The 24,486-nt window shown below is 63.6% G+C and carries 20 protein-coding genes; 2 read left to right on the plus strand and 18 right to left on the minus strand.

The window, feature by feature from the left end; all coding sequences use genetic code 11:
- Positions 1 to 69: 69 nt before the first annotated feature.
- On the minus strand, positions 70 to 318 hold the full coding sequence (locus tag H582_RS0115355; protein WP_028599232.1) for an AbrB/MazE/SpoVT family DNA-binding domain-containing protein: 249 nt from the start codon (positions 316 to 318) through the stop codon (positions 70 to 72).
- A 211-nt stretch (positions 319 to 529) separates the two neighbouring features.
- Complete coding sequence (gene trmL, locus H582_RS0115360) at positions 530 to 994, minus strand: tRNA (uridine(34)/cytosine(34)/5-carboxymethylaminomethyluridine(34)-2'-O)-methyltransferase TrmL (protein WP_028599233.1); 465 nt, start codon at positions 992 to 994, stop codon at positions 530 to 532.
- A gap of 116 nt (positions 995 to 1,110) precedes the next feature.
- On the opposite strand from trmL, the gene H582_RS0115365 reads away from it, so the two are divergent.
- Positions 1,111 to 1,836, plus strand: coding sequence for a response regulator transcription factor (locus tag H582_RS0115365; protein WP_028599234.1), 726 nt, complete (start codon positions 1,111 to 1,113; stop codon positions 1,834 to 1,836).
- 106 nt (positions 1,837 to 1,942) lie between these two features.
- On the opposite strand, the gene serC is transcribed toward H582_RS0115365, so the two are convergent.
- From serC to liaF, 13 genes are all read right to left on the minus strand, one after another.
- Complete coding sequence (serC, locus tag H582_RS0115370) at positions 1,943 to 3,055, minus strand: 3-phosphoserine/phosphohydroxythreonine transaminase (protein WP_028599235.1); 1,113 nt, start codon at positions 3,053 to 3,055, stop codon at positions 1,943 to 1,945.
- Between the two features lie 220 nt (positions 3,056 to 3,275).
- Positions 3,276 to 4,700, minus strand: a complete 1,425-nt coding sequence (glnA, locus tag H582_RS0115375) for a type I glutamate--ammonia ligase (RefSeq protein ID WP_028599236.1) — start codon at positions 4,698 to 4,700, stop codon at positions 3,276 to 3,278.
- Between the two features lie 332 nt (positions 4,701 to 5,032).
- Entirely contained in the window at positions 5,033 to 6,094 is a 1,062-nt protein-coding gene (gene aroF / locus H582_RS0115380; protein ID WP_028599237.1) for a 3-deoxy-7-phosphoheptulonate synthase, read from the minus strand.
- 213 nt (positions 6,095 to 6,307) lie between these two features.
- The gene (locus H582_RS33155) at positions 6,308 to 8,665 is read right to left on the minus strand and encodes a glycosyltransferase family 39 protein (protein WP_052333317.1); all 2,358 of its coding nucleotides are present in this window, start codon (positions 8,663 to 8,665) and stop codon (positions 6,308 to 6,310) included.
- A gap of 1,482 nt (positions 8,666 to 10,147) precedes the next feature.
- Entirely contained in the window at positions 10,148 to 10,702 is a 555-nt protein-coding gene (locus H582_RS0115390) for a DUF2062 domain-containing protein (RefSeq protein ID WP_084137353.1), read from the minus strand.
- Positions 10,699 to 11,649: a 4-hydroxy-3-methylbut-2-enyl diphosphate reductase gene (locus tag H582_RS0115395; protein ID WP_028599240.1), complete on the minus strand. Its 951-nt coding sequence runs from the start codon at positions 11,647 to 11,649 to the stop codon at positions 10,699 to 10,701. Before H582_RS0115395 ends, H582_RS0115390 begins: the two co-directional genes overlap by 4 nt.
- An 87-nt stretch (positions 11,650 to 11,736) precedes the next feature.
- Positions 11,737 to 13,212: a sensor histidine kinase gene (locus H582_RS0115400; RefSeq protein WP_028599241.1), complete on the minus strand. Its 1,476-nt coding sequence runs from the start codon at positions 13,210 to 13,212 to the stop codon at positions 11,737 to 11,739.
- 2 nt (positions 13,213 to 13,214) lie between these two features.
- Complete coding sequence (locus tag H582_RS0115405; RefSeq protein ID WP_028599242.1) at positions 13,215 to 13,910, minus strand: response regulator transcription factor; 696 nt, start codon at positions 13,908 to 13,910, stop codon at positions 13,215 to 13,217.
- 137 nt (positions 13,911 to 14,047) lie between these two features.
- Positions 14,048 to 15,646 carry a S1C family serine protease gene (locus H582_RS0115410; protein ID WP_028599243.1) on the minus strand — a complete coding sequence of 533 codons (1,599 nt, stop codon included), beginning with the start codon at positions 15,644 to 15,646 and terminating at the stop codon, positions 14,048 to 14,050.
- Positions 15,647 to 15,845: 199 nt separating this feature from the next.
- Positions 15,846 to 16,265 carry a YugN family protein gene (locus H582_RS0115415; RefSeq protein ID WP_028599244.1) on the minus strand — a complete coding sequence of 140 codons (420 nt, stop codon included), beginning with the start codon at positions 16,263 to 16,265 and terminating at the stop codon, positions 15,846 to 15,848.
- Positions 16,266 to 16,419: 154 nt separating this feature from the next.
- Entirely contained in the window at positions 16,420 to 17,082 is a 663-nt protein-coding gene (locus H582_RS0115420) for a response regulator (protein WP_028599245.1), read from the minus strand.
- Entirely contained in the window at positions 17,079 to 18,116 is a 1,038-nt protein-coding gene (locus tag H582_RS0115425) for a sensor histidine kinase (protein ID WP_028599246.1), read from the minus strand. The genes H582_RS0115420 and H582_RS0115425 overlap by 4 nt, the downstream gene beginning before the upstream one ends.
- Before the next feature lie 10 nt (positions 18,117 to 18,126).
- Entirely contained in the window at positions 18,127 to 19,284 is a 1,158-nt protein-coding gene (gene liaF, locus H582_RS32615; protein ID WP_028599247.1) for a cell wall-active antibiotics response protein LiaF, read from the minus strand.
- Between the two features lie 384 nt (positions 19,285 to 19,668).
- Here liaF and H582_RS0115435 point away from each other — a divergent pair, with 384 nt between their 5' ends.
- Positions 19,669 to 20,127: an Lrp/AsnC family transcriptional regulator gene (locus tag H582_RS0115435; RefSeq protein WP_028599248.1), complete on the plus strand. Its 459-nt coding sequence runs from the start codon at positions 19,669 to 19,671 to the stop codon at positions 20,125 to 20,127.
- A gap of 47 nt (positions 20,128 to 20,174) precedes the next feature.
- Here the strand turns inward: H582_RS0115435 and H582_RS30210 are convergent, their stop codons facing one another.
- The 3 genes from H582_RS30210 to ytxC form a co-directional block, all read right to left on the minus strand.
- Positions 20,175 to 21,017 (minus strand): 3D domain-containing protein, encoded by an 843-nt coding sequence (locus tag H582_RS30210; RefSeq protein WP_052333318.1) that lies wholly within the window; start codon positions 21,015 to 21,017, stop codon positions 20,175 to 20,177.
- Between the two features lie 154 nt (positions 21,018 to 21,171).
- A complete protein-coding gene (gene thrS, locus H582_RS0115445; RefSeq protein WP_028599249.1) occupies positions 21,172 to 23,112 on the minus strand; it encodes a threonine--tRNA ligase in 1,941 nt (646 codons plus the stop codon).
- 349 nt (positions 23,113 to 23,461) lie between these two features.
- The gene (gene ytxC, locus H582_RS30215) at positions 23,462 to 24,409 is read right to left on the minus strand and encodes a putative sporulation protein YtxC (protein WP_052333319.1); all 948 of its coding nucleotides are present in this window, start codon (positions 24,407 to 24,409) and stop codon (positions 23,462 to 23,464) included.
- Between the last annotated feature and the right edge of the window lie 77 nt (positions 24,410 to 24,486).

The following is a 24,486-nucleotide window of genomic DNA, read 5'->3' on the forward strand; positions in this document are numbered from 1 at the left end:
GGCCAGGCGGCCCGGATCTCTCCGGCCAGCCTGGCCTTTTTCTTGCGCGTGCTCCGCCTCTGCAACGGCTCAGCGTCGCAGCTGCTGCATCTGTCCCATGCACTCCGCGCACAGGAACCGTTCCTTGAACTCCCTTACCTCTTCCATCGATCCGCAAAAGACGCAGCGGGGACGATAGCGCTCGAGAATGATGTGATCCCCTTGCACGAGGATCTCCACGGGATCGCCTTCATTCATTTGATAGCGTTTGCGCAGCGATTTGGGCAGGACGATTCGTCCCAGCTGATCGACTTTGCGCACGACTCCGGCCGGTTTCATCGGTTGTATTCTCTCCTTATGTCTGAAAATCTAGTCACAACCAACCCTCGGCGGACCTTGCAGTCTCAGGGCTATTGGATGTCTATTCCCCTGTTGTTCGCTTTGCGCGATCAGAATCCTTCCGCAATCGCCTTATTTCTTAATATAGTCCAACTCTTGGCAAAATGGACTTCGTTTGGATGGTCCGAAAAGCGGATTCCGGCTCCGAAGCTCAGTCCATCCCCGGAAACCCGTTCTGGCGCAGCGCCTCGAACAAAATGACAGCCGCTGAATTGGACAGATTCATCGATCTCACGTCGCCCGTCATCGGCATGCGGATCGCCGTCTCGCGGTTGGCCTCGATCAGCTCCGGCGGCAACCCCTTCGTCTCCTTGCCGAATACGAGCAGATCACCGTCGCGATATGCGACCTTATCATAGCGATGGCTCGCCTTGGTCGAGGCGAAGAAGAAGCGCCCTTCCGGGAACCGCTCTTGCACCTCCTGGAACGAATCGTAGTAGGATACGCGGACCGCGTGCCAGTAGTCGAGGCCGGCGCGCTTCAGCGTCCGGTCGTCCGTCTGGAAGCCCAGCGGGCGGACGAGATGCAGATGAGCGCCTGTCGCCGCGCAGGTGCGGGCGATATTGCCGGTATTGGCCGGAATCTCCGGCTCGACGAGTACGATATGAAAAGCCATGGCTTTCATGCATCCTTTCGTTTACGCTTTTACATTCCTTTTACGCGCCATTAATTCCTTTCTGAAGGTAACGCTTTATTCTGAATTAAAGAACCTGGAAAAGGAGACCGACCAAGGTGACGAAAAAAAAAGTTCTCATTGTTGATGACGAGCCTTCCATCTCCATGCTTCTGGAATTCAATCTCAACCTTGCCGGCTTTGAAGTCCGCTCCGTCCACGACGGCTTGGCCGTGTTCGATATGCTCAAGCCGTTCCGCCCCGATCTGATCGTGCTCGACCTGATGCTGCCCAAGATGGACGGCATCGAGGTATGCCGCGAGCTGCGCCGGCGCGGCAACGCCGTTCCGATCGTCATGCTGACGGCGATGCAGGACGTCACCGACCGCATCGCCGGGCTCGACAACGGCGCGGACGATTACATGACCAAGCCGTTCAGTCCGCAGGAGCTGATCTCGCGGATTCAGGCCGTCCTGCGGCGCGTGCAGGCGCAGCCCGGACAGATGGAAGAGATCCATTACGAGATTGGCCCGCTGCGCGTCGATCTCGGCCGCCGCGAGGTTCACTTGAACGGCGCCGCGATCGAGCTGACCCCGAAGGAATTCGAGCTGCTCGCCTTCCTTTGCCGGCACCGCGGCAAGGTGCTGAGCCGCCAGCAGCTGCTCCAGGGCGTGTGGGACTACCACTTCCTCGGCGATACCCGCATCGTCGACGTGCATATCAGCCATCTGCGGGACAAGATCGAGCGCAGCGCCCGTTCCCCGGAATTCATTATGACCGTGCGCAACGTCGGATACAAGCTCACCGGCCCCGGACCGAACGATCGGAGGAGCGCGCTGGCCTAGAGCGTGCTAGAGCGTGCTCGCCAACCTGCTCAAGGGCATCGCTCCCCGCCTTCTCGCCCCAAAAAGCAGCGCCCTTGCCGGCATCTCCGGCAAGGGCGCTGCTGCTTCAGGCCAAGCGGCGCGTTCCGCTTCGGCCGTTTTTACGCTGGAATTCGGCCATGAACTCGGCAAGCGCCCGGCAGCTCTCGAGCGGCACCGCGTTGTAGGTCGAAGCCCGCAGGCCGCCGACGTCGCGATGGCCCTTGAGGCCGACGAAGCCGGCCCGCTCGGACTCCTGGATGAACTTCTTCTCCAGCTCCTCGCTCGTCAAGCGGAACGTGACGTTCATGAGCGAGCGGCTGCCGGACTCCGCTACGCCGCGATAGAACCCGCCGCTGCCGTCGATGGCGCTGTAGATGAGGCCCGTCTTCTCGCGGTTGAGGCGGTCGATCTCGGCCAGCCCGCCCTTGCCGCGGATCCACTCCAGCACGAGGCCGACCATGTAGACCGCAAAGGAAGGCGGCGTATTGTACAGCGACTTGGACTTGGCATGCGTATCGTAGCGGAGCATCGTCGGCACGCCGGGACGGCTCGGCTCCAGCAGGTCGTCGCGGGCGATGACGAGCGTGACGCCGGACGGGCCGAGGTTCTTCTGCGCGCCGGCATAGATCATGCCGAACGAGGCGATGTCGAGCGGACGCGACATGATGTCGCTCGACATGTCCGCGATGAGAGGAACCGCTCCCGTGCTCGGGAAGGAAGCGAGCTGGGTGCCCTCGATCGTCTCGTTGGACGTCAGATGCAGGTAGGCCGCATTGTCCGGCAGCTCCACCGAGGCGAGGTCCGGCATGCGGGTGAAGCGCGCGCCCTCGGACGTGGCGACGACGCGCGTCTCTCCGATCAGCTTCGCTTCCTTGATCGCTTTTTTGGCCCAGCTGCCGCTGTTTACGTAGGCGGCCGTCTTGCCGTCCGCAAGCAGGTTCATCGGCACCATCGCGAACTGGGTGCTCGCTCCGCCCTGGAGCAGCATGACGCTGTAGCCGTCCGGCACGCCGAACAGCTCGCGCACGAGGCGTTCCGTGTTGTCGTTGACGCCCTCGAACGCCTTGCTGCGGTGGGACATCTCCATGATGGACATGCCCGCTCCGTTGTAGTCGACGAACTGCTCCTGTGCCTGCCGCAGCACTTCAAGCGGCAGCGCCGCCGGACCGGCATTGAAATTGTAGGCTCTCTTCGTCACGCTCTCGCACCCCTGTCTCTGTCGCTGGAACGAAACGCTCCAGTAAAGTTATGAGTATCTTAACAAGTTTGAGTTCATCCTTCAAGGGCAAATTCGCGAATGCTGACCGGGAAAAGACCCGACATTATTCGGATTTAGGCTAGAACTATGCCTCGCCGCTCCTCGCATGAAAACAAGGCTCCCTGAACCAGGGAGCCTTGAAGGTATGAGTGCGTTCCGACTAGCAGTCGAAGTAGAGGCCGTACTCGTGCGGATGGACACGGATCGCGACGGCTTTGGCTTCTTGACGCTTGAAGGCCACATAGTTGTCGATGAAGTCCTGGCTGAAGACGCCGCTTTCGGTGAGGAACGCGGAGTCGGCCTCGAGAGCGTCCAGAGCCTCGTCCAGCGTTCCAGGAACGCTGCGGATCTCTTTTTTCTCTTCGTCGGACAGCTCGTAGATGTTTTTGTCGTACGGACCGTAGCCGAGAGCCGTCGGGTCGATCTTGCGCTGGATGCCGTCCAGGCCGGCAAGCAGCATCGCGGCGAACGCGAGGTACGGGTTGGCCGTGGAGTCCGGCGTGCGGAACTCGATGCGGCAGCCTTTCGGCGTGACCGCTGCGACCGGAATGCGCACCGCGGCGGAACGGTTGCCTTTGGAGAACACGAGGTTGACCGGAGCTTCGTAGCCTGGAACCAGGCGCTTGAAGGAGTTCGTGCTCGGGTTCGTCAGGGCGATCAGCGCCGGAGCGTGGTGCAGGATGCCGCCGATGTAGTGCAGCGCCATCTGGCTCAGGTTGGCATAAGCGCCTTTTTCGTAGAACAGCGGGCTGTCGCCGTTGAAGATCGACTGGTGGACGTGCATGCCGCTGCCGTTGTCGCCGAAGAGCGGCTTCGGCATGAACGTCGCGACCTTGCCGTACTGGCGAGCCGTGTTGTGCACGAGGTATTTGTACAGCAGCAGGTTGTCAGCCGTTTTGGTCAGCGTGTCGAAGCGGAAGTTGATTTCCGCTTGGCCGGCCGTCGCCACTTCGTGGTGATGGCGCTCGACGCGCAGGCCCGCTTCTTGCATCAGGCGGACCATCTCGCTGCGGATGTCCTGCTGGGAGTCGACCGGCGCCACCGGCACGTAGCCGCCTTTTACGCCGACCTTGAAGCCGAGGTTTCCGCCCTCTTCCTTGCGGTTCGTGTTCCAAGCCGCTTCCTCGGAGTCGACCGAGTAGAAGGAGGTGTTCATGGAGCTCTCGTAGCGCACGTCGTCAAAGATGAAGAATTCGGACTCTGGGGCAAAGAATGCCGCCGTGCCAACGCCGGAGGATTGGAGGTATTCTTCCGCTTTTTGGGCGATGCTGCGCGGATCGCGATCGTAGCGCTCGCCGTCAGGCGTGTGGATGTTGCACATCACGTTGAGCGTCGGATGGTCCGTGAAAGGATCGATGAAGACGGCTTCCGTATCCGGCATCATGACCATGTCGGACTCTTCGATGCCGCGGAAGCCCGGAATCGAGGAACCGTCGAACGCTACGCCGTTGACGAACGTGTCACCATCCACTTCCGTCGCAGGAAGGGTGATGTGGTGAGCGCGGCCGGCAAGATCCACAAAACGGAAATCGACAAACTGGATGCTGTTTTCTTTGATTTTGTCCAAAACACCTTGAACTGACATCTGAAATTTCCTCCATTTCCGAACGTTAGCATTGATTGGAGCCCAAATTGTTCAACTTTGACCCTAAACCTTGAAGTAATTATAAAACTCTCGATTAACACCGTCAATAGCTATGTAAGGTATTTTTGGCACAAGTGTAAGCATTACTCACAACATTTATACAATATTCACATTGCGAACCGCCTTTCCGCACGAACATCCGTAAATCCCTGAGAATCCAAGGTTTTACGGATGTTCACGAACAATAGGAGCGAATGCGGAGCCTGTCGTTATTCGTCTCTCTACATATTTATGCGAAAACGCTTTCTTTCTCTCTCCTCGAAAAGCTCCGTTCAGCGCTGCCAGACGGCGAACGCCTCGGGCTGCTCCTTTTTCGTGTCAAATTTCTTGCCGACGATCGGGGCGAGGCGCTCGAGATCCTTGAGCAGGCCGGCGAACTGGTCGGGGAAGAGCGACTGGACGCCGTCTCCGGTCATCGAGTTGTCCGGATCGGTATGCATCTCGATGATGAGCCCGTTCGCGCCGGCGGCGACCGACGCCTTGGCCATCGGCTCGACGAGCTCGCGCCGCCCCGTGCCGTGGCTCGGATCGGAGATGACGGGCAGATGGCTCAGCCCTTGCAGCACCGGAATCGCCGACAGGTCGAGCGTATTGCGTGTGTACGTCTCGAACGTGCGGATGCCGCGCTCGCACAGCATGACGTTGGGATTGCCTCCGGCGAGGATGTACTCGGCCGCGTTGAGGAATTCGTCGTAGGTGCTGCTGAAGCCGCGCTTGAGCAGCACCGGCGTCTGGATCGTGCCGAGCTTGCGCAGCAGGTCGAAGTTCTGCATGTTGCGCGTGCCGACCTGCAGGATGTCGGCATGCTCCGCGCAGATGTCCACGTACTCCGGCGTCATCACCTCGGTGATCGTGAGCAGGCCGTGCTTCTCGCCCGCCTCGCGCATCATCTGCAGTCCTTCGACGCCGACGCCCTGGAAGCTGTACGGCCCCGTACGCGGCTTGAACGCGCCTCCGCGCAGCACCTGGCCTCCGGCCGCCTTGACGAGGCGGGCGATCTCGTCGATCTGGGCCGCCGACTCCACGGCGCACGGACCGCCCATGATGACCAGATTGTCCCCGCCGATGCGGACGCCCTTGATGTCGATGACCGTATCCTCCGGATGGAAGTCGCGGCTCGCAAGCTTGTAGGACTTGGAGATCTTGATGACGTTCTCGACGCCCTTGAGCTGGCGCAGATGCTCGGCGAGCGTCGGCGCGGCCTGGCCGATGATGCCGATGACGGTGCGGTCCGTTCCTCTCGACACATGGGCCGTGACGCCGGCCTGCTCGATCTGGGCGACAATCTCGGCGATGCGCTCGTCGGTGACGGATGGCTGAGTGATGACGATCATGGATGGTTCTCTCCTTCGGGGTTCGGATAAGGTGGCGCTATGCATTCGGACAAGACTTTCGCACTTGTTCGCTTTTAAGCTTTTATGCTTTTATTTGCTAAAGTAAATATACGCGATTCCGCTCCCTCTGTCAAGACGCCCTTCCAGAGCAGGCGGCCCGCTCCTCGCACGAAAAGCGGCCGCTCCCCGAAGCCAGGGAGCGGCCGCCTGCCGCTAATCGAGCGTCACTTCATACAGCGTCGCCGCTCCGCTCGCGGAGGAGCCGTAGGCGGACGGATCGACCGCCTTGCCGTGCTCGGCGATCCAGGCATTCAGATCGCTGCCGCTGCCGCCGTTGCTGCCGCCGCGTCCGCCGCCCCCGAAGCCTCCGCCTCCGACGAGGAAATACTTCACCTTGCCCGAACGGACGAGCGCTTCAAGCTTCTGTTCGTCGTAGACCGGATCGGAGTTTTGAAAGCCGTGCAGGATGACGACCTTCTCGCCTTCGCCGACAATGTAAGGGGCCGCCGTACCGTAGTCGGATACGGCAAGCAGGTAGTCCGTCGTCTGGTTGTCCCGCAAGTACGCGAGCAAGCCCGGATCGACCGAAACCGCCTCGCCGCGACCTCCTCCGAAGAACGAGCCGGGCATCATGCCGACCATGCCGCCCTGCGCCTGCGGATTCGCCCCGCCGCTTTGCCCTCCGCCTGGGGCTCCCCCGCTCCAGCCGCCGCCTGCGCCGTCATCCGCGCCATTGCCTTGGGCGCCGCCCGGTCCCCCCGCGGCCGGCATTTCGCCGGGGAAACCGCCGGGGAAACCGCCGGCCATGCCGGCCGCAGCTCGGCCCGACATCGCCCCGCCGAAGCCGCCCATGCCGGAGTCCGGTCCGGCGGCCGGAATCATCGAGTTCTGCCCGTACACGATCGGCGTCGCCGACCAGTAGGCCGGGCCGATCAGCAGCACGGCCAGCCCGGCTGCCGCGATCCAGCGGACGGAGCGGCGGTCTCTTCCCGCTGTCGCGGTCGCGCCGAGCAAAAGCGCGCCGAGCAGGCCGAGACCGGCGACGGCGATCGACCAGCCGAGCCCGATCGTGGATTCGTAGGCTTGCAGGATGTACCACTGGAACAGCGCGGTCGCGGCGATCGAGGCCGGCAGCAGCCAGGACTGCCAGCCCGCCCCCTCGCGGTAGCGGACCCATAGGGTCCACGCTCCGGCGCCTGCCAGCGCGGCGATCGGCGGCGCCAGCATGATGAGATAATACGAGTGGAAAAAGCCTGCGACGCTGAAAAATGCCGCTGCCGGCAGCAGCCACGCCAGCCAGAACAGCGTCTCCTTCTGCGCCGCCGTCAGGCTGTGGAGACGCAGCGGAAAGAGCAGGACGAGCGCCGACAGCAGCGCCAGCGGCAGCAGCCAGCTGGCCTGGCCGGACAGCGACTGCTGGAACAGGCGCAGCGGCCCCGCCTCGCCCGTGTTGAACATGCCGCCTCCGCCGCCCATCCGGCCTCCGCCATCGCCGAACGTCCTGCCTTCGGCAGAACCGAAGCCTCCGGCAGCGAATCTTCCTGCGCCTCCGCCCTCCGGCCGCTCTGCTCCGGAGTCTGTGCCTGCGCCGCCAGCCGCGCCCGGCCTGCCGGCCGCATTCCCGCCAGCCCCACCGCCATCCGCCGCGCCTTGGCCGAAGACGCTTGACCCGCCCTGCCCGGTTGCGTCCTGCATCGTGCCGTCCGGCGAGATCGCGCCGGGGAAGCCTCCCTGTCCCGCCTGGCCGCCCGCGCCGCCGCGGTCGCCGGTCAGGCGGGAGATGCCGTTGTAGCCGAACGCCAGCTCCAGCACGGAGTTCGTCTCGCTGCTGCCGACGTACGGCCGCTTGTCCGCCGGCACCGCGTCGACGACGACCGCCCACGAGACCGAGATCAGCAGCATCAGAGCCGTGCAGCCGGCCAGCAGGCCGTACTTCGCCTTTGCCTTCATCCGCACGCCCAGCACATAGAGCAGGTAAAACGCCGGCAGCACCATGTACGCCTGCAGCATCTTCATGTTGAAGCCCGCCCCGATCAGCGCGAAGGCGGCCAGCAGGTTGCCCGCGCGTCCTTCGCGGACGCCGCGCAGCAGGAACCAGGCCGCGAGCGCGAGCGTGAACACGAGCATCCCGTCGATGTTGTTCGTGCGCGACACCGCGACCGCGACCGGCGTCAGCGCCATCGCCCAGGCGGCCGCACGCGCCGCCACTGCGCCGAACGTCGGCTTCACGCACGCGTACAGCAACGGTACGGTCGCGACGCTCGCCAGCGCCTGCGGCAGGATGACCGACCAGCCTTGCAGGCCGAATACCCAGGCGAACGCCGACTGGATCCAGAAGGTCAGCGGCGGCTTGTCGACCGTCACCGACCCGGCCGAGTCCAGCGAGCCGTAGAAGAAGTTGTGCCAGCTCTGCAGCATGCTTCCGACCGCCGTCGTGTAGTACGTGTTGGCGTAGACCTCCTGCCAGATGCCGTATCCGTTCAGGAAGACCGCGGCGGCGACCGCCGCCAGCAGCCAGCCGTCCACGGCGATGCCGCGGCGCAGCCGCGCCGCCTTCTCTTGTCCGTTCATCGTTTCCCACTCTCCTCGTCCAATCCGGGCTGATTCCACCATCTTACGGGATCAAGATGAACGAAAAATGAACGAGGCCGCGCTCAAAACGAACCACTGGGGCGGACGACCAGGATTCGGGATCTGAATGGGCCGCTTTGCGCGGAGCTGGCCATTCGAAACCTGCACCCGCTTCGCTGCGAGCTAGCGCATTCGAAACCTGCACCCGCTTCGCGGAGCGGAGACTCGTTCCGATCTCCCTGGAGCCCAGATTCCTTTGATTCCCTGTTCCGAAACGGAAGGAATCCGGCCTCCAAGGGAACCGCTGACGCTTCTCCACGAGCCCCCGTCCGCTTCGCTCTTTGGTTTCGACGATAGGCTCGGTGCCCTCGCTCATCAGCACTAACTCTTGTGACCTCACCGATACGATCGTTTAGAGAATAATGCCGAATCTGCCTCCAACCGCGGAGTGGAAACTCATTATGCTCTCCATGCACCCCAGATTTCTTTGAGCGCATTTCTCCGAAACCCTAGAAAAAATCCTATATCGAGCTGAATGCCGAAAACTTAGGGTTACAGCGGCTTACAAGCTCGCCTTTCAAGCTCCAACCCGATTAAATCGGGTTACAGCGGCCCTCAAGCCCGTCCTTCAAGCTCCAACCCGATTAAATCGGGTTACAGCGACCCGCAAGCCCCTCTGTAGCGGAAGGAATCCAGCTTCAGAGGAATCGCTGTCGCTACACGAGCCCCGTTTACTTCGCTCCACTTAGTTCCAACTCATGCTTGGCGAAAGGTACTTGGTGCGCATCGCCCTCCTCCTGTCCGAGTTACTCGGTTTTTCCGCGTAACTCCCTCCGGTTCGCCACCCGCCTGTCCGAGTTACTCGGTTTTTCCGCGCTTCTCCCACCGGTTCGCCACCCGCCTGCCCGAGTTACTAGGTTTTTCCGCGTAACTCCCTCCGATTCGCCACCCGCTTGCCCGAGTTACTCGGTTTTTCCGCGCAGCTCCCGCCGGTTCGCCACCCGCTTGCCCGAGTTACTCGGTTTTTCCGCGCAGCTCCCACCGGTTCGGCCCCCGCCTGCCCGAGTTACTCGGTTTTTCCGCGCTACTCCCACCGGTTCGGCCTCCCCCTACCCGAGTTACTCGGTTTTTCCGCGCAGCTCCCACCGGTTCGGCCCCCGCCTGCCCGAGTTACTCGGTTTTTCCGCGCTACTCCCACCGGTTCGGCCTCCCCCTACCCGAGTTACTCGGTTTTTCCGCGCAGCTCCCACCGGTTCGGCCCCCGCCTGCCCGAGTTACTCGGTTTTTCCGCGCTACTCCCACCGGTTCGCCACCTGCCTACCCGAGTTACTCGGTTTTTCCGCGCTACTCCGAAGGCCGGCGTGACGCGCAAAAAGCCGTCCGCGAGCACGAAGCTCGCGGACGGCTTAGTCGAATTGCAAATGCGACGCTGCCTGCGCCGGCGGCGGCCATCGGCGGGCCGCCAAGCGGACAGCGCTCCGCTCAGCCCCGCGCGATGTCCGGCCCGGCTGCAGCACCGGGGCGCCGACGAAGCCGGCGCCGTTCCTTGCGCTGCGCCGCCAGATAAAGCAGCAAGGAGCGCATCGCGATGAACAGCACCGCGCCGATCCACAGCCCGTCGACCATGCCGCCGACGATCAGCTTGAGGTTGAGCAGCAGCATGCGGTTGATCTTCTCGCCGATGAGCGGCAGATGGAAGCTGAGCCGCGTCGGCAGCACCCACCCTCCGACGACGGAGTGCAGGTAAGCGAGCGGCAGGTAAACGACCTTGCCCAGCACGAAGCCGACGAGCGCGCCCGCCAAACTCCCCCGCAGCACATAGATGAGCGGGAAGATCAGGAAAAACGCGAGACCGTACGTCGGCAGCGTGAACATCTCGCAGAAAAAGCCGACGGCGAAGCCCGTCGCGACGAAGGTCGGCCCGCCCGGGGCGCGCAGCAGCTGCAGCAGCTTGAAGCGCGCCCAGCGGCGGATGCCGGCCAGCCAGCCGCGAAGTCCCGCCCGCCGCGGCCTTTCCGCTGCTCTCCGGGCGGTCATGGGGTCGACTTGACCTTGACCTTGGGCAGCAGCTTGGCCATGTCGACCGTCCGCTTCAGCTCCCAGGTGGCCGGGTCCTGCTCGTCGTACTGCTCCAGGAACTGGATGACCTCGCGCGTCAGCGGCGTCGGCGTCGAGGCGCCGGACGTGACCGAGACGCGCTGCTTGCCCTGCAGCCACTCCAGCTTGAGCTCGGACAGGTCGGCGATCCGGTACGCCGGCACGCCGGAAATCTCCTCCGACACCTGCGCGAGCCGGTTGGAGTTGTTGGAGCGCGGATCGCCGACGACGATCGTCAGCTCCGCCGCGCCCGCCTGGTCGGCGACCGCTTCCTGGCGCACCTGCGTCGCGAGGCAGATCTCATTATGGATCTCCGCATGCGGAAACTTCTCGAGCAGGCGGGAGATGAGATGGCGGATGTCCCACTGCGACATCGTCGTCTGGTTCGTGATGAGGATGCGGTCGCCCGTCACGTCCAGCCGCTCGATGTCCTCCTCGCGCTCGATCAGATGCACGCGGTCCGGCGCGACGCCGACGGCGCCTTCCGGCTCGGGATGGTTCTTTTTGCCGATATAGATGATCTGGTAGTCCTCCGCCGTCTTCTCGCGGATGAGGTCATGCGTCTTGGTGACGTCCGGACAGGTGGCGTCGACGACGGTCAGCCCCTTCTCCTTGGCGCGTCGGCGCACCTCCGGAGAGACGCCGTGCGCGGTGAAGATGACAGTGCCCGACTCGACCTGCTCCAGGATTTCCAGGCGATTCTCGCCGTCGAGCGTGATGATGCCTTCTTCCTTGAAGGCGTCCGTGACATGCGCGTTGTGCACGATCATGCCGAGAATATAGATAGGGCGCGGGAGGTCGAGATTGCGCGCGGTCTGCAGCGCCAGCACCATCGCGTCGACGACCCCGTAGCAGTAGCCCCTGGGCGATATTTTGACAACTTCCACTTGGATGACCTGCCTTCCCTGCCGCCGCTCGCGGAATTCCGATCCGGCATCCCCCGAGCCCGCGGCGCTAGCTGTCTCCAGTATACTCTATCTAGCCGGGACGGAAAAGGCGACGGGCAGCCAGACGGTGAACGTCGTGCCCGCGCCGGGACTTGTATGCACCTCGACCGAGCCTCCGTGCTCGTCGATGATCCACTTGGCGATCGACAGGCCGAGGCCGGTGCCGCTCGTCACGCCCCGCGACTCGTCCGCGCGGTAGAACCGCTCGAAGATGTGCGGGATCTGCTCCGGGCTCATGCCGAGGCCGGTATCGCGGATCAGGATGCCCGCCTGGCCGCCGCTCAGCGTCGCCTCCAGCCGCACGAAGCCCTCCGGCGTGTACTTGAACGCGTTCTCGATGAAAATGAACATGAGCTGGCGCAAGTAATCCGCGTTGCCGACCACGCCTACGCCCTCCAGCGCCGACAGGTCGCCCGGACGCCACTGCGCCGTGCGCGGCAGCAGCGCGGCGCGCCGCACGACGTCTTCGAGCAGCGGCAGCAGCTCGACCGGCTGCTTCTCCATGACGAAGCCGGCGTCGGCGCGGGCGAGCGCGAGCAGGTCGTTGACGAGGCGGCTCATGCGCCGAGCCTCGTCGCCGATGTCGCGCATCGACTCGCGCGACAGCTCCTGGCGCAGCGCCTCCTGCTCCGAGATCGGCTCGGAGCGGCCGGCCTCGGCTTCGAGGGCGGGCGTCCACATCTTTTCGAGCAGGTCGATGTTGCCCCGGATCGTCGTCAGCGGCGTGCGCAGCTCATGCGAGGCGTCGGAGACGAACCGGCGCTGCGCGTCGTACGCCTCGTCGAGCTCGTTGTAGGCGCGCTCCATCCGGCCGAGCATGCCGTTCAGCGTATCGGTCAGCCGCCCGAGCTCGTCGTTCGGCCCGTCCCAGGCGATGCGCATGCGCAGGTCGGAGCCTTTGTCGATCTGCTCCGCCGCCTGAATGACGATCTCGATCGGCCGCAGCGCCTGCCGCGCCATGATGAGCCCGACCGAGAACGCCAGCAGCAGCCCCATGATCGACGAGAACACGAGAATCGTGCGCAGCTGCTGGAGCAGGTTCTCCTGCGCGCCGACGAACAGCCCGACCTGCAGCAGGCCGACCGTCTGCTGGGTGCTCGTCGCCTGGATCGGCACCTCGTAGATGTAGAACGGATTGCCGGAGACGACCGTCTTGACGAAGCGCGCCTTAGTAACCTGGGAAGCGTCTTTTTCGTAAGGGAAGACCAGGTTCCGCTGCGCCAGGCCTGCCGACTGCTGCAGCTCGCTGCTCCGGTAATTGTTGATCTGGATGAAGTACTCGTCCTGCAGATAGGAAGACCGGTTCAACTGCAGCCGGCCGGGATCGAACACGCTGTTCTGCACGATCTGCTGCCCCAGATTCTGGCCTTGATTCTGCAGCTTGCCCTTCATCTCGTTATACGTGTTGTGGTAGAGGAAAGCATACACCGAGCCGCTCAGGATGAGCAGCACGAACGCCAGGATGCCGCTGTACCAAAGCGTCAGCTTGAGGCGGATCGGCATCTTCAGCCCCCTCCCCCGCGCAGCACGTAGCCGGTGCCGCGCACCGTCTGGATGAGGCGGGCTTCCTTGCCCGCGTCCTCGGTCTTCTGGCGCAGCATGGCGATGTACACCTCGAGCACGTTGGATTCGCCGCTGTAGTCGTAGCCCCAGATCTTGTCCATGATGGAGTCGCGCGTCAGCACCCGCTTCGGGTTGCTCATGAAATACTGCAGCAGGTCGAACTCCTTGGCCGTCAGCTCGATGCGCCGCCCGCCGCGGATCGCCTCGCGCGAATCGAGATCGAGCACGAGGTCCTCGAAGACGAGCCGGTTCGACGGCTCCTCGAGCTTGTCCGGCTTGCGCCGCAGCAGGGCGCGCACCCGCGCCAGCAGCTCCTCCAGCGCGAACGGCTTGACGAGGTAGTCGTCCGCGCCGAGATCGAGCCCTTTGACCCGGTCGCCGATGTCGTCCTTGGCCGTGAGCATGAGGATCGGCACGGAACTGCCTCCCTCGCGCACGCGGCGGCATACCTCCCAGCCGTCCACCTGCGGCATCATCACGTCGAGGATGAGCAGCTGCGGCTCGATGCCGAGCAGCACCTTGAGCCCTTCCAGTCCGTTGCTCGCCGTCGTCACCTCATAGCCCTCGAAAGCCAGGCTGCGGCGCAGCATCGATATGATTTTCTCGTCGTCGTCGACGATGACGATATGCGGTCTCATGTTCCGCTCCCCTTCCGTCCATGCTGCCTCTATCGTACTGTATTCCTGCCGCATGCAAAAGCGCAGGCGCCTGTTCAAAGCGCCTGCGCGTCTGGAGCGGCTCCGGCCTGCCGCCATAAATCGCCGGCTCCCGGGGATTACTGCACGTCGAACTTGCTCTTGTCGCCGATCTCCACGGTCACCTGCATCTTGTCGCCCTTGCGGATGACGTCCAGGACGACCTTGTCGCCGACTTTTTTCTTCTGAATTTCCGCGATCAGCTCTTCCTTCTTGGCATAGGCTTTGCCGTCCAGGCCGGTGATGACGTCATACTGCTGCAGTCCGGCCTTGTACGCAGGCGAGTTGAACAGCGTCTCGCGCACGATCGAGCCGTCCGTGCTCGGCAGGCCGAGGTTCTGCTGCATCTGCTCGCTGATGTCCGCGAGCGTCGCGCCGATGAACGGCGTCGGCATCGTGACGTTCTGGCTGCTTTTCAGCTGCTCGAGCACTTCCTTGATCGTCGACGTCGGGATCGCGAAGCCGATGCCCTGCGAGTCCGCGCTGATGGCCGTATTGATGCCGATGACCTCGCCGCTCGTGTTGAGCAGCGGTCCGCCGGAGTTGCCGGGGTTGATGGAGGCGTCCGTCTGCAGCAGATGCTGATACGTGCGCGCCGTGCTGCCCGTGCTGTCCGCCGCGACCTGGATCGTGCGCTCGCGGGCGCTGAGCACGCCGACCGTCACCGTATGGTCAAAGCCGTTCGGGTTGCCGATGGCGACGAGCCAGTCGCCGATCGCCGCGGATTCGGAGTCGCCGAGCGGCAGCGTCGGGAATTCCTTGCCGTCCACCGGCTCGACCTTCAGCACGGCCAGGTCGAGATCCTTGGCCGAGCCGAGCAGCTTGGCGGTCAGCTCCTTGCTTTCGCCCTGCACCTTGACCTTGATCTCCTGAGCGCCGTCGATGACGTGCTGGTTGGTGAGGATGTAGCCGTCCTTTTCGAAGAAGAAGCCGGAGCCGAGGCCCGTTTCCTGAAGCTCGCCGCCGCTTCCGCCTTGACCGCCGTTGCCCTGGCCGCCCTGGCCGCCTCCGAACTGGTCGCCGAAGAACTGACGGAAGAACGGATCGTCGTACAGGCTGCTGCCGGAGCTGCTGCTGCGCCCGCTCGCGAACGTCGTGATGAGCACGACTGCCGGCGACGCCTGCTCGGAAATCTGGGCGATGTTCATCGGGCGGGTCGTGTCGGAGGCCGTGGAAGCTTTGCCGCTCGCCGGCACGTTCGTGGAGTTCTGGCCGGAGAGGGCGACCGCCGGAGCGGAATCGCCGGTGAACCAATTGTCCGTGTCGGCTTTCCACATCAGGCCGCCGACGGCGATGACGCCGGCCAGGAACGAGACGGCCGCCGTGCGCAGCCCGCTGCCGCGCTTCTTGCCGCCTCCGCCGCCGCCGCCCTGCCATTCGCCCTTGCCGGCCGAGGAGGCGGGCACGAACGGCCGGAGCTGGCGCGGCGGCGTGACGACGACGTTGCGGGGAGCGGCTTCTTCGCTATCGGCCTGAGCCCGCTCCTCCGGCAGACGGGAGCTTTCTCGCTGCGCGCCGTCCGGCTGGCCCTGCTTGAACGGCCCGTACGAATAATAGTAGGAGGAAGAGCCTTGAGCTCGATCCGAGCGCTCCTCGCGCTCCTGCCGCTCTTCCCGCTCCTGCCCCGGCTCGGAGTCCTTGCCGTTCCAAAACTCGTCATAGCGCTTGCGATCGTCCATGTCCATGTTCCTCCTCTTAGTCCTCTATGAGATGCGCCTAGCGGCGCCTGACTGGTATGTTCCTATCATGCACAACCTTCCTTAAAAGAAACTGAAAAAGCGTTTAAGACAACATAAAAAAGCCCATGCGCCCCAATTTCGGGGCGTGGGCTCTTGAACTTCCCGTTCCTTCTCGCTGTCCGCGAGCCGGATATCCACGTCAGCGCGCCGTCAGCAGCTGATCTTCCGCGCGGCGGAGCTGCTCGCCGGCCTGATCGACCCACTTGCCGTCCACCTCGGCGTCCGGATCGACCGGCGCCTGAAACTGGTCGAACAGCGCGCCGACCGTGCGCGCCTTCGCCTCGGGATCGTTGCCTTCCCGGTACAGATGGCGAAGCACATACGGCGTCGTCAGCTTGATGGAGGCGTCGTTGTCCTCCGTCTGGTCGTCGATGTTGCCGCGCAGCACGTCGAAGCCGAGGCGCAGCCACACCTTGTTCTGCTCGTCGAGGTTCAGATCGAAGGAGCCGCTGCCGTAGTCCCAGTTGCCTCCCAGCACGAAGCCCTGCTTTTCCAGCACGCGCTTGATCTGAACGAAATCATGCTCGGTCCCCTCCAGCGGGGATTGAATCGCGATCATGGACACCTCTCCTTGTCGGCTCAAGTAGGATCAGCATTCCCTGACGGGAGCCGGCTTATGTGCGAGAGAAGAGGCGCCATGCAAGCAGCGCCCGATGTTCATCGGAGCGGATCGGCGCCAGAGGCGCGCAGGCGCTCGTGCCGCGCCCGGCCGGTCAGCTTTTGGCCCAGCCCTTGCGGTGCGCATAGACGGCCAGCTGGGTCCGGTCCTCCATCTCGCATTTCATAAGCAGGTTGCTTACATGGGTCTTAACCGTTTTGATGCTGATATGAAGCTCCTCGGCGATTTCTTTGTTGGCCCGTCCTTCGGCGATGAGCAGCAGCACTTCCTTCTCGCGCTCGGTCAGCCCTTCGTCGACGCCCTGCGCGGAGCGCTGGCGCAAGCCGCGCGTAAGCGCCTGGGATACGTCGGAGGTCATGACCGGCATGCCGCGCAGCGCTCCGTTCAGCGCATAGACGAGTTCCTCGGAGCTGACCGTCTTGAGCACGTAGCTGACCGCCCCGGCTTCCACCGCGGCGACGACCTTCTCGTCCTCGAGGAAGCTCGTCAGCAGCACGATGCGCATCTCCGGGAACGACTCGATGACGCGGCGCGTCGTCTCGACGCCGTCCATGCCGGGCATCATCAGATCCATCAGCACGAGGTCCGGCGGACCGTCCGGCAAGCCTTTCTCCAGCAGCCGCAGCGCTTCCTCGCCGCTGCCCGCCTCCGCTACGACCTCGAACTTCGGCTCCAGCATCAAATACGTCTTCAGTCCCATCCTCACCATATCGTGGTCGTCCACGATCATGATCCGGCATGTTTGCGTCTCCGTCATCCTTCCGCCCGCTCCTCTGCTCCATAATTAGGGAGCGACACCCGAATGCGGGTGCCTCCTCCCGGCTTGCTGACGATGGCGGCGTCTCCGCCGAGCTGCAGCGCCCGCTCCTGCATCGTCGACAGCCCGTACGATCCCGGCCGGACCTGATCCGCGCGGAACCCATGGCCGTCGTCCTGCAGCAGCATCGTCAGCCCCGTCCTGTTGTCCGACAGGCTGAGCGTGACGCTCGTCGCCTGCGCATGCTTGACGACGTTGGCCATCGCCTCCTGCACGATCAGGAACAGCTGATGCTCCTTGGCCTCGGATATGCTGCCCTGCACGCGCCAGTCCAGCTCGCCCTGCAGGCCGTTCTGCCGGCAATAGTCCGGGAACCATCGCTCCAGCGCATCCTCGAGCGAGCGCCCCTCCAGCTCCAGCGGGCGCAGCTGGGCGATCAGGCCGCGCATCTGCTTCTGCGCATGGGAGCTCATCGTGATGAGCTGCTCCATCACCTCGCCCGCGCGCTCCGGACTCGCCGCGAGCAGCTTGGGCAGCGAGGAGGCCGACATATGGATGGCGAACAGCTGCTGGCTCACCGTGTCGTGCAGGTCGCGCGCCAGCCGCTTGCGCTCCTCGAGCACCGCTTCTTCATTAGAAGCCGCCTGCTGCAGCACATGCATCTCGTTCTGCCGCTGCATCACCTGCAGCCGCCGCTCCAGCTTGCTCGCCAGCTCGTTGAACTCCGCGTAGGCGGCGCCCAGCGAGTAGCCTTCGCGCTCCGGCAGGCGAACGGCGAGATTGCCCTGCGCCGCCTGCTTGAGCGCCAGGTGCAGAGCGTCGATGCGCGACTGCTGCCTGCGGCCCACGCCGTACCCGAAGCCTACGCTTGTCAGCGTGAACACGATCGTGCCGATCGCCCACAGCTGCGCCGTAGAGGCGTCCGGCATGACCGCATGCTTGATTGCATAAAGGATGCTCCACGGAAGCACGGAGCTGACGATGAAAAACATTACGAGCTCCATCTTCCCGCTTCTCAGCAGCTTGACCATCATGACCGATCTCTCACCCGACCTTCGTCACTCGCACATCGCCGATGAATGTGCTGCATACCAGCTTGATCCGGCGCTCGTTGTCGCGGTAGCCGGACGATTGCGTGTCCATGTGGCGGAACATGCCGCCTTCCTTGCGTCCCAGCACCTTGGAGTCGCCGATGAACGCGCTGGAGACGACCTGGATGCCGATGTCGCAGTCCGTCGGCAGAAACACCTTGACGTCGCCGATGAACGAGCTGACCGTAATCCGCGTCTCTCCGGGCGCGATGTTCGCGCGCGTCAAGTCGATCACCGTGTCGCCGATGAAATGCGAGATGTTGAGCGGGACGAGATCCCAATAGTCATGGCCGAGATGGATGTCCCCGATGAAGTTGGAACGGGTCTGGACGTTCTCGTCGGTGTTCCACCATTCGGTGCGCCCGCCGGCCCCCTCCTGGCGCTCGCGGCGATGGGACCGATGGGAGTGGCGGCCGTGCTTGGCCGCTTCCCGGATATCTTCCTTGATCTCCTTGAAATCATGCTTCAGCTCCTGCTTGGCGCGGCGCAGCTCCTCCCGCCAGTCGTCCTTCCCCTGAGATCCTCCGCCACCGCCGCCTCCGAATATTCCGCCGCCACCGCCGCCACCGCCGCCTTGGCCCGCGCCGCCGTCTCCGCGCCGTCCGCCCTCGTCGCCATAAGGCGGCGGAGGAGCGGAGCCGGCCTCCGGCCGGCCTTCCCGATCCAGATCCTTGCCGAGCGGATCGGGATGCAGCGGAGGCGGCTCCGGCACGTCGTCCGGATAGGAATTGTAGGAGGTCCATTCATCCTCCTTGAGCTCCTTGCGATGGCTTTTGCCCGAGCGGCCCAGCAGCAGCTGGAGGCCATAAGCGATGATGCCCACCGGAATCAGGTAGCGCATCGCGTCGCTGAATTCTAGATCGTAGATGCCCGTATTGCGGCTGAGCATGACGAGCGCGAATAGCGTCACCGCGATTCCCGGCAGCCATCCTCCGCCGAGCAGCATCGACACGCCGACATAAAGCGGCGCGATCGGCCAGTAGCGGGAAATGAACTCGCCGATGCCGAGCGGCTCGAAGCCGAACAGTCCGGCCGTGTGGAACAGGAACAGCGCCCCGATTCCGACGATGGCGAGGCCCGTCAGCACCTGGTTCAGTTTGGCATGGTTCATCTATGACACGCTCCTTGGATGTAGTACCGTTCGTGATAGTTGAAGTATAGCGCATGGAAATGCATCCCTCCAGAGGCTGGCGGTCGATGCCCGCCTCGGTCTGCAGACCGAGGACAGGTTGCGGCTCCTGCTTTCGGCAGCTGGAAGGGAAAGCCGCCCGAAGCCGCTTTCCTCACATTCATCTCACATAGCTCATGCGGCGCAAGCGCTCCAGTGAATCCATTTTTTCCCGCCGCACTCTCCAGCCTCCTCATTTTACTTGCATAAAGCGTTAAATGGACGAGGCGGCGTTGCTGTTCGCAATCAAAAACCTCTATTCATTTTCCTATCCATATGTTATGTTTATTAACATTAAAGTGGATTCTAGAAAGGAGTTCAACGGCCATGAAGCTCCCCCACCTGGACGAGATCGATCAACGGATCGTACAGCTGCTTCTAGAGAACGGACGGATGCCTTACGCCAAGATCGGGGAGACACTGAGCCTGTCGCGCGTCGCCATCCAAAAGCGCGTCGAGTCCTTGCTTGAGAGCGGCGTGCTGGAGCATTTCACCGTCCGCGTCAATGTCGCCAAGCTCGGACGGACGGTTTCGGCCTTTTTCGAAGTGCAGGTCGAGCCACGCCACGTCGACGCCGTCGGCCTCCAGCTGTCCGAGGAGGTGCAGGTCATCAGCATTTACCAGATGACCGGCTCCAGCACGCTCCATGTCCACGCCCTGCTGCGGGACGAGGAGGAGCTGGAGATGTTTCTCTACGACAAGCTCTATGTGCTCCCAGGCGTCGTCAATGTGCAGACCCAGCTCATGATCAAGAAATACAAATCGGCCAGCGGGCTGGACGTCTAGCATTCCGATAAGAAGCGCAAAAAAGCTGAAGCCTCCCGAGGGAGGCTTCAGCTTTTTTGTTCGTCGAGCAGCAGTCCCTTGCCGGCCTTCATCGCTTGGTTCAACCGGTTCAGCGTCGACTGGTCGAGCTTCCCGCTGCCGTATTTCAGCACCTGCACGGTGACCTGCTTCTTTCCCCATTCCTTGTATACCTGCTTCGTCGTATCGAAATAAAGGTCGATGCGCCGTCCCTTGATCTTGGAGCCGGTATCGGCGACGACGCCGTACCCGTAGCCGGGCACATAAACGATCGTGCCGATCGGCATCACCTTCGTGTCGGCGGCGATCGTCGACACCTCGCCGCGCCGGACCTTGACGCCGGAGCGGGTGATGCCGTAGAGCGGATGCCCCGGCTTTTTGCCTGTCGACTCGATGCCGGCCGTATAGCCGGTCGCGAGCACCGAGATCGACTTGAGGGCGGCCGGAACCGCGCGGCTCGCCGGAGCGGCGGAGGCAAGCTTGTCCGCCGCATGGCGCCGCTGCGGAATCGCCGGCCTCGCCGCCGCGGATTCGCGCGCCCGGATCACGCGCTGCAGCCGGGCGATGGCGGGCTGGACCTGCGCGCCGTCACGGACGGCGGCTCGCGCGTTCAGAGCGACGAGTCCGGCGGTCTCGCGCAGCGGCTTGGCTGGAGCTGCCGCGAGCCGGATTCGGCTCGTCTCGCGCGGCTCCTCGCGCTTCGCCCCGGCAGCGGCTGCCGGCTCAGCGGCTTGCTTCGCTTCGTCCGCCACGACGACGATTCGTCCGGCGGCCAGGCAAAGCGCGGCGACGAGCACGAGCAGCAGCGGATGGACGAACGTCCAAGCGAACCGCGGATTTGCAGATGGTTGCTTTCGATAGCCTTTCGGCATGGTGTCAATCTCCCCTTTAGACGGAGGTTACCCGCCGCCGCCGGGGCTTATTCAGATTTTGGCCAAAAAAAGCGCCCTCCACTTGCTGGAGAGCGCTGATTTCGGGTCGTTGATCACGATCCATACGGTGTTGATGATACCTGTAGACGTGATCCTATTGCACGGCTTTGCTGCGGATCTCCTCCGCCAGCTGAGCCGCCAGCTCAGCGACCGGACGGGCGCCGAGGTCGCCCTCGCCGCGCTTGCGCACCGAGACGGTGCCGGCTCCGGCTTCGTTCTCGCCGACGATGAGCATGTACGGAATTTTCTCCAGCTGCGCCTCGCGGATCTTGTAGCCGAGCTTCTCGTTGCGCAGGTCGCTCTCGGCGCGCACGCCGGCGGCGAGCAGCTGCTCCTCGACGCTGCGGGCATAGCTCTCGTACGCCTGGGACACCGGGATGACGCGCGCCTGCTGCGGGCTCAGCCAGAGCGGCAGCGCGCCGGCGAAGTTCTCGAGCAGGAACGCCGTCATGCGCTCCATCGTGCTGATGATGCCGCGGTGGATGACGACCGGACGATGCTTCTTGCCGTCCTCGCCGACGTACTCAAGCTCGAACCGCTCCGGCAGCAGGAAGTCGAGCTGGGCGGTGGAGAGCGTCTCTTCCTTGCCGAGCGCCGTCTTGATCTGCACGTCGAGCTTAGGCCCGTAGAACGCCGCCTCGCCCTCCGCCTCGAAGAACGGCAGTCCCAGCTCCTCGACGACCTCGCGCAGCATGCGCTGGCTCATCTCCCACATCTCGTCGTTCTGGAAGTATTTCTCCGTATCCTTCGGATCGCGGTACGACAGGCGGAAGCGGTACTCCTTGATGCCGAAGTCCTCGTACACCTGCTGGATCAGGTTCACGACGCGCGCGAACTCCTCCTTGATCTGATCGGGACGGCAGAAGATATGCGCGTCGTTGAGCGTCATCGCCCGCACGCGATGGAGGCCGGTAAGCGCTCCGGACATCTCGTAGCGGTGCATCGTGCCGAGCTCGGCGACGCGGATCGGCAGATCGCGGTAGCTGCGCATGTCGCTCTTGAACACCATCATATGGTGCGGGCAGTTCATCGGGCGCAGGACGAGCTCCTCGTTGTCCATGACCATTTTCGGGAACATGTCCTCGCTGTAGTGCTCCCAGTGTCCGCTCGTCTTGTACAGCTCGACGTTGGCGAGCACCGGCGTGTACACATGCTGGTAGCCGAGACGCTCCTCCAGGTCGACGATGTAGCGCTCGAGCGTGCGGCGCACGCGCGCGCCGTTCGGCAGCCAGATCGGCAGGCCCTGGCCGACCTCCTTGGAGAAGGTGAACATTTTCAGCTCGCGGCCGAGCTTGCGGTGGTCGCGCTTTTTCGCTTCCTCGAGCAGATGCAGATGCTCGTCGAGCTGAGCCTTTTTCGGGAATGCCGTGCCATAGATGCGCTGCAGCATCTTGTTCTTGGAGTCGCCGCGCCAGTAGGCGCCCGCCACGCTGAGCAGCTTGAACGCCTTGATGCGGCCCGTGCTCGGCAGATGCGGTCCGCGGCACAGGTCGAAGAACTCGCCCTGGTCGTAGATCGAGATGACGGCCGACTCCGGCAGGTCGCGGATCAGCTCCAGCTTGAGCGGGTCCTCCAGCTCGGCGAAGAGGCGGACCGCTTCCTCGCGGCTTACCTCGCGGCGGCGGATCGGCACGTCCTCCTTGATGATGCGCTCCATTTCCTTCTCGATCTTCTCCAGATCCTCCGGCGTAAGCGACTGTTCCATGTCGATGTCATAATAGAAGCCGTCCTCGATGACCGGCCCGATGCCGAGCTTCACCGTCTTGTCGCCGTAGATGCGCTTGATCGCCTGCGCCATCAGATGGGCCGTGCTGTGCCGGTACACCTCGAGGCCGTCGGCCGAGTCGAGCGTGACGATTTCGACGACCGCGCCTTCGGTCACGGGCGTGTTCAGGTCGACGACTTTGCCGTCCAGCTTGCCGGCGACCGCGTTTTTGCGCAGGCCGGAGCTGATCGAGCCGGCTACGTCCTCGATGGTCGCTCCCGCCTCGTACGAGCGCGCCGCTCCGTCGGGGAGCTTGATTTCTACTGCCATGTCCATTCGCCTCCGTGAAATAGAAGTGTGTCAGGACGCAAAAAAGCACTGCGTCCCGCAAAGGGACGAGTGCTGTCGGTTCAGACCCGTGGTTCCACCCTCATTCAACGTCCCTCGGCCGCGCCGGCCGAAAAAGGAGCGTTCTCCTGATGTCCGGTAACGGGGACGAGTCGTCAGGATATACTGCCGGGGGACCGGGTTCCATCCTGCAGCTTCGAAGGGGTACGCCATCCGCGCTCGCATCGGGGGCTTGCAGCCAAGGCTCCCGTCTCTGAAAAAGGGCTGTCGGATGCCGCGTGTCTTCGTCACGGCTTTGTGATGCCATTATAGCGACGATCAGGCGAGCCCGTCAAGGCTCCCCGCCGCCCAATCCTTCCCTGCGCTGTCCGGCGCAGTCGGGACAGCCCTCGCAGATGCCGATCCGGCTGTCGAAGATCGACCGGATCGTGCGCACGACCTGATGCTCCGGATCAGACGTATGGATCCGGATCGAAGCCGGCGAGGCGGCGATCAGGCTGCTGAGCACCATGTCCTCCATGTTCAGCTCCGCGTCCACGAGCTCGGACAGCGCCTTTTCCTCCGACCGCATGTCGAGCGGCTCGCAGCGCTCGTCGAGCAGCCGGATGCCGCGCTCGGGCTCATGCAGCACATGCACGAGGCCGCGGCGGCTCGGCTGCGAGGCTACATAATACTTGAGCAGCGAGATGAATTCTTGATACTGCTTATCCATCACGTATTCTTCGACCGCGTACTCCGCCGCCTCCCGCAGCTCCTGCCAATAGCCGTGCAGGCGGAACGTCACGTAGCCCTGCAGATGCAGGCTCGAGTTCTCCTCGATGTAGGCCCTCAGCTCGGCGGCGATCCGGCCGCTCCGCTGGCTGCGTCCGGCTGTCGGCGAAGGACCGTCCTCTCCGGGGCTCCACTGCTCGCCGGACAGCACGAGGCCGCAGCAGCGCTCGACCGCAAGCTCCTCCTCCCGCGAATAGCGGTAGTTCTTGCGGATGATGTGGCGGATCAGATCGCCCTCATGCCGATCGACGATATAGTCGGACAGGACGCTGGCCGCGCCGTCGTACAGCAGCGCTCCATGCTCGCCGAGCCGGAAGCGGGGCAGATTCGCCATGCAGCTCAGCCGGCAGCCCTCCTCCGACAGCCGCCAGCTCCAGAGAGGCTCCTCCGAGGCGGCTCCGTTTTGGCTCGCGACCGAGGCGGCGAGCGCGTTCAGACGGTCCAGCAGCGCGGCTCCGCCGTCCTCTCCTTTATCGATGAGCTCCACGACAAGCAGTTCCATCGCCATCCGCCTCCCTTCCTTCCGCTAGTATATGGCTGAGCGCGGTCGGATATGCGGCTCGGAAGGCGTCGGCTCCAAGCCCT

The organism is Paenibacillus pasadenensis DSM 19293, from assembly GCF_000422485.1.
Lineage (GTDB): Bacteria > Bacillota > Bacilli > Paenibacillales > Paenibacillaceae > Paenibacillus_O > Paenibacillus_O pasadenensis.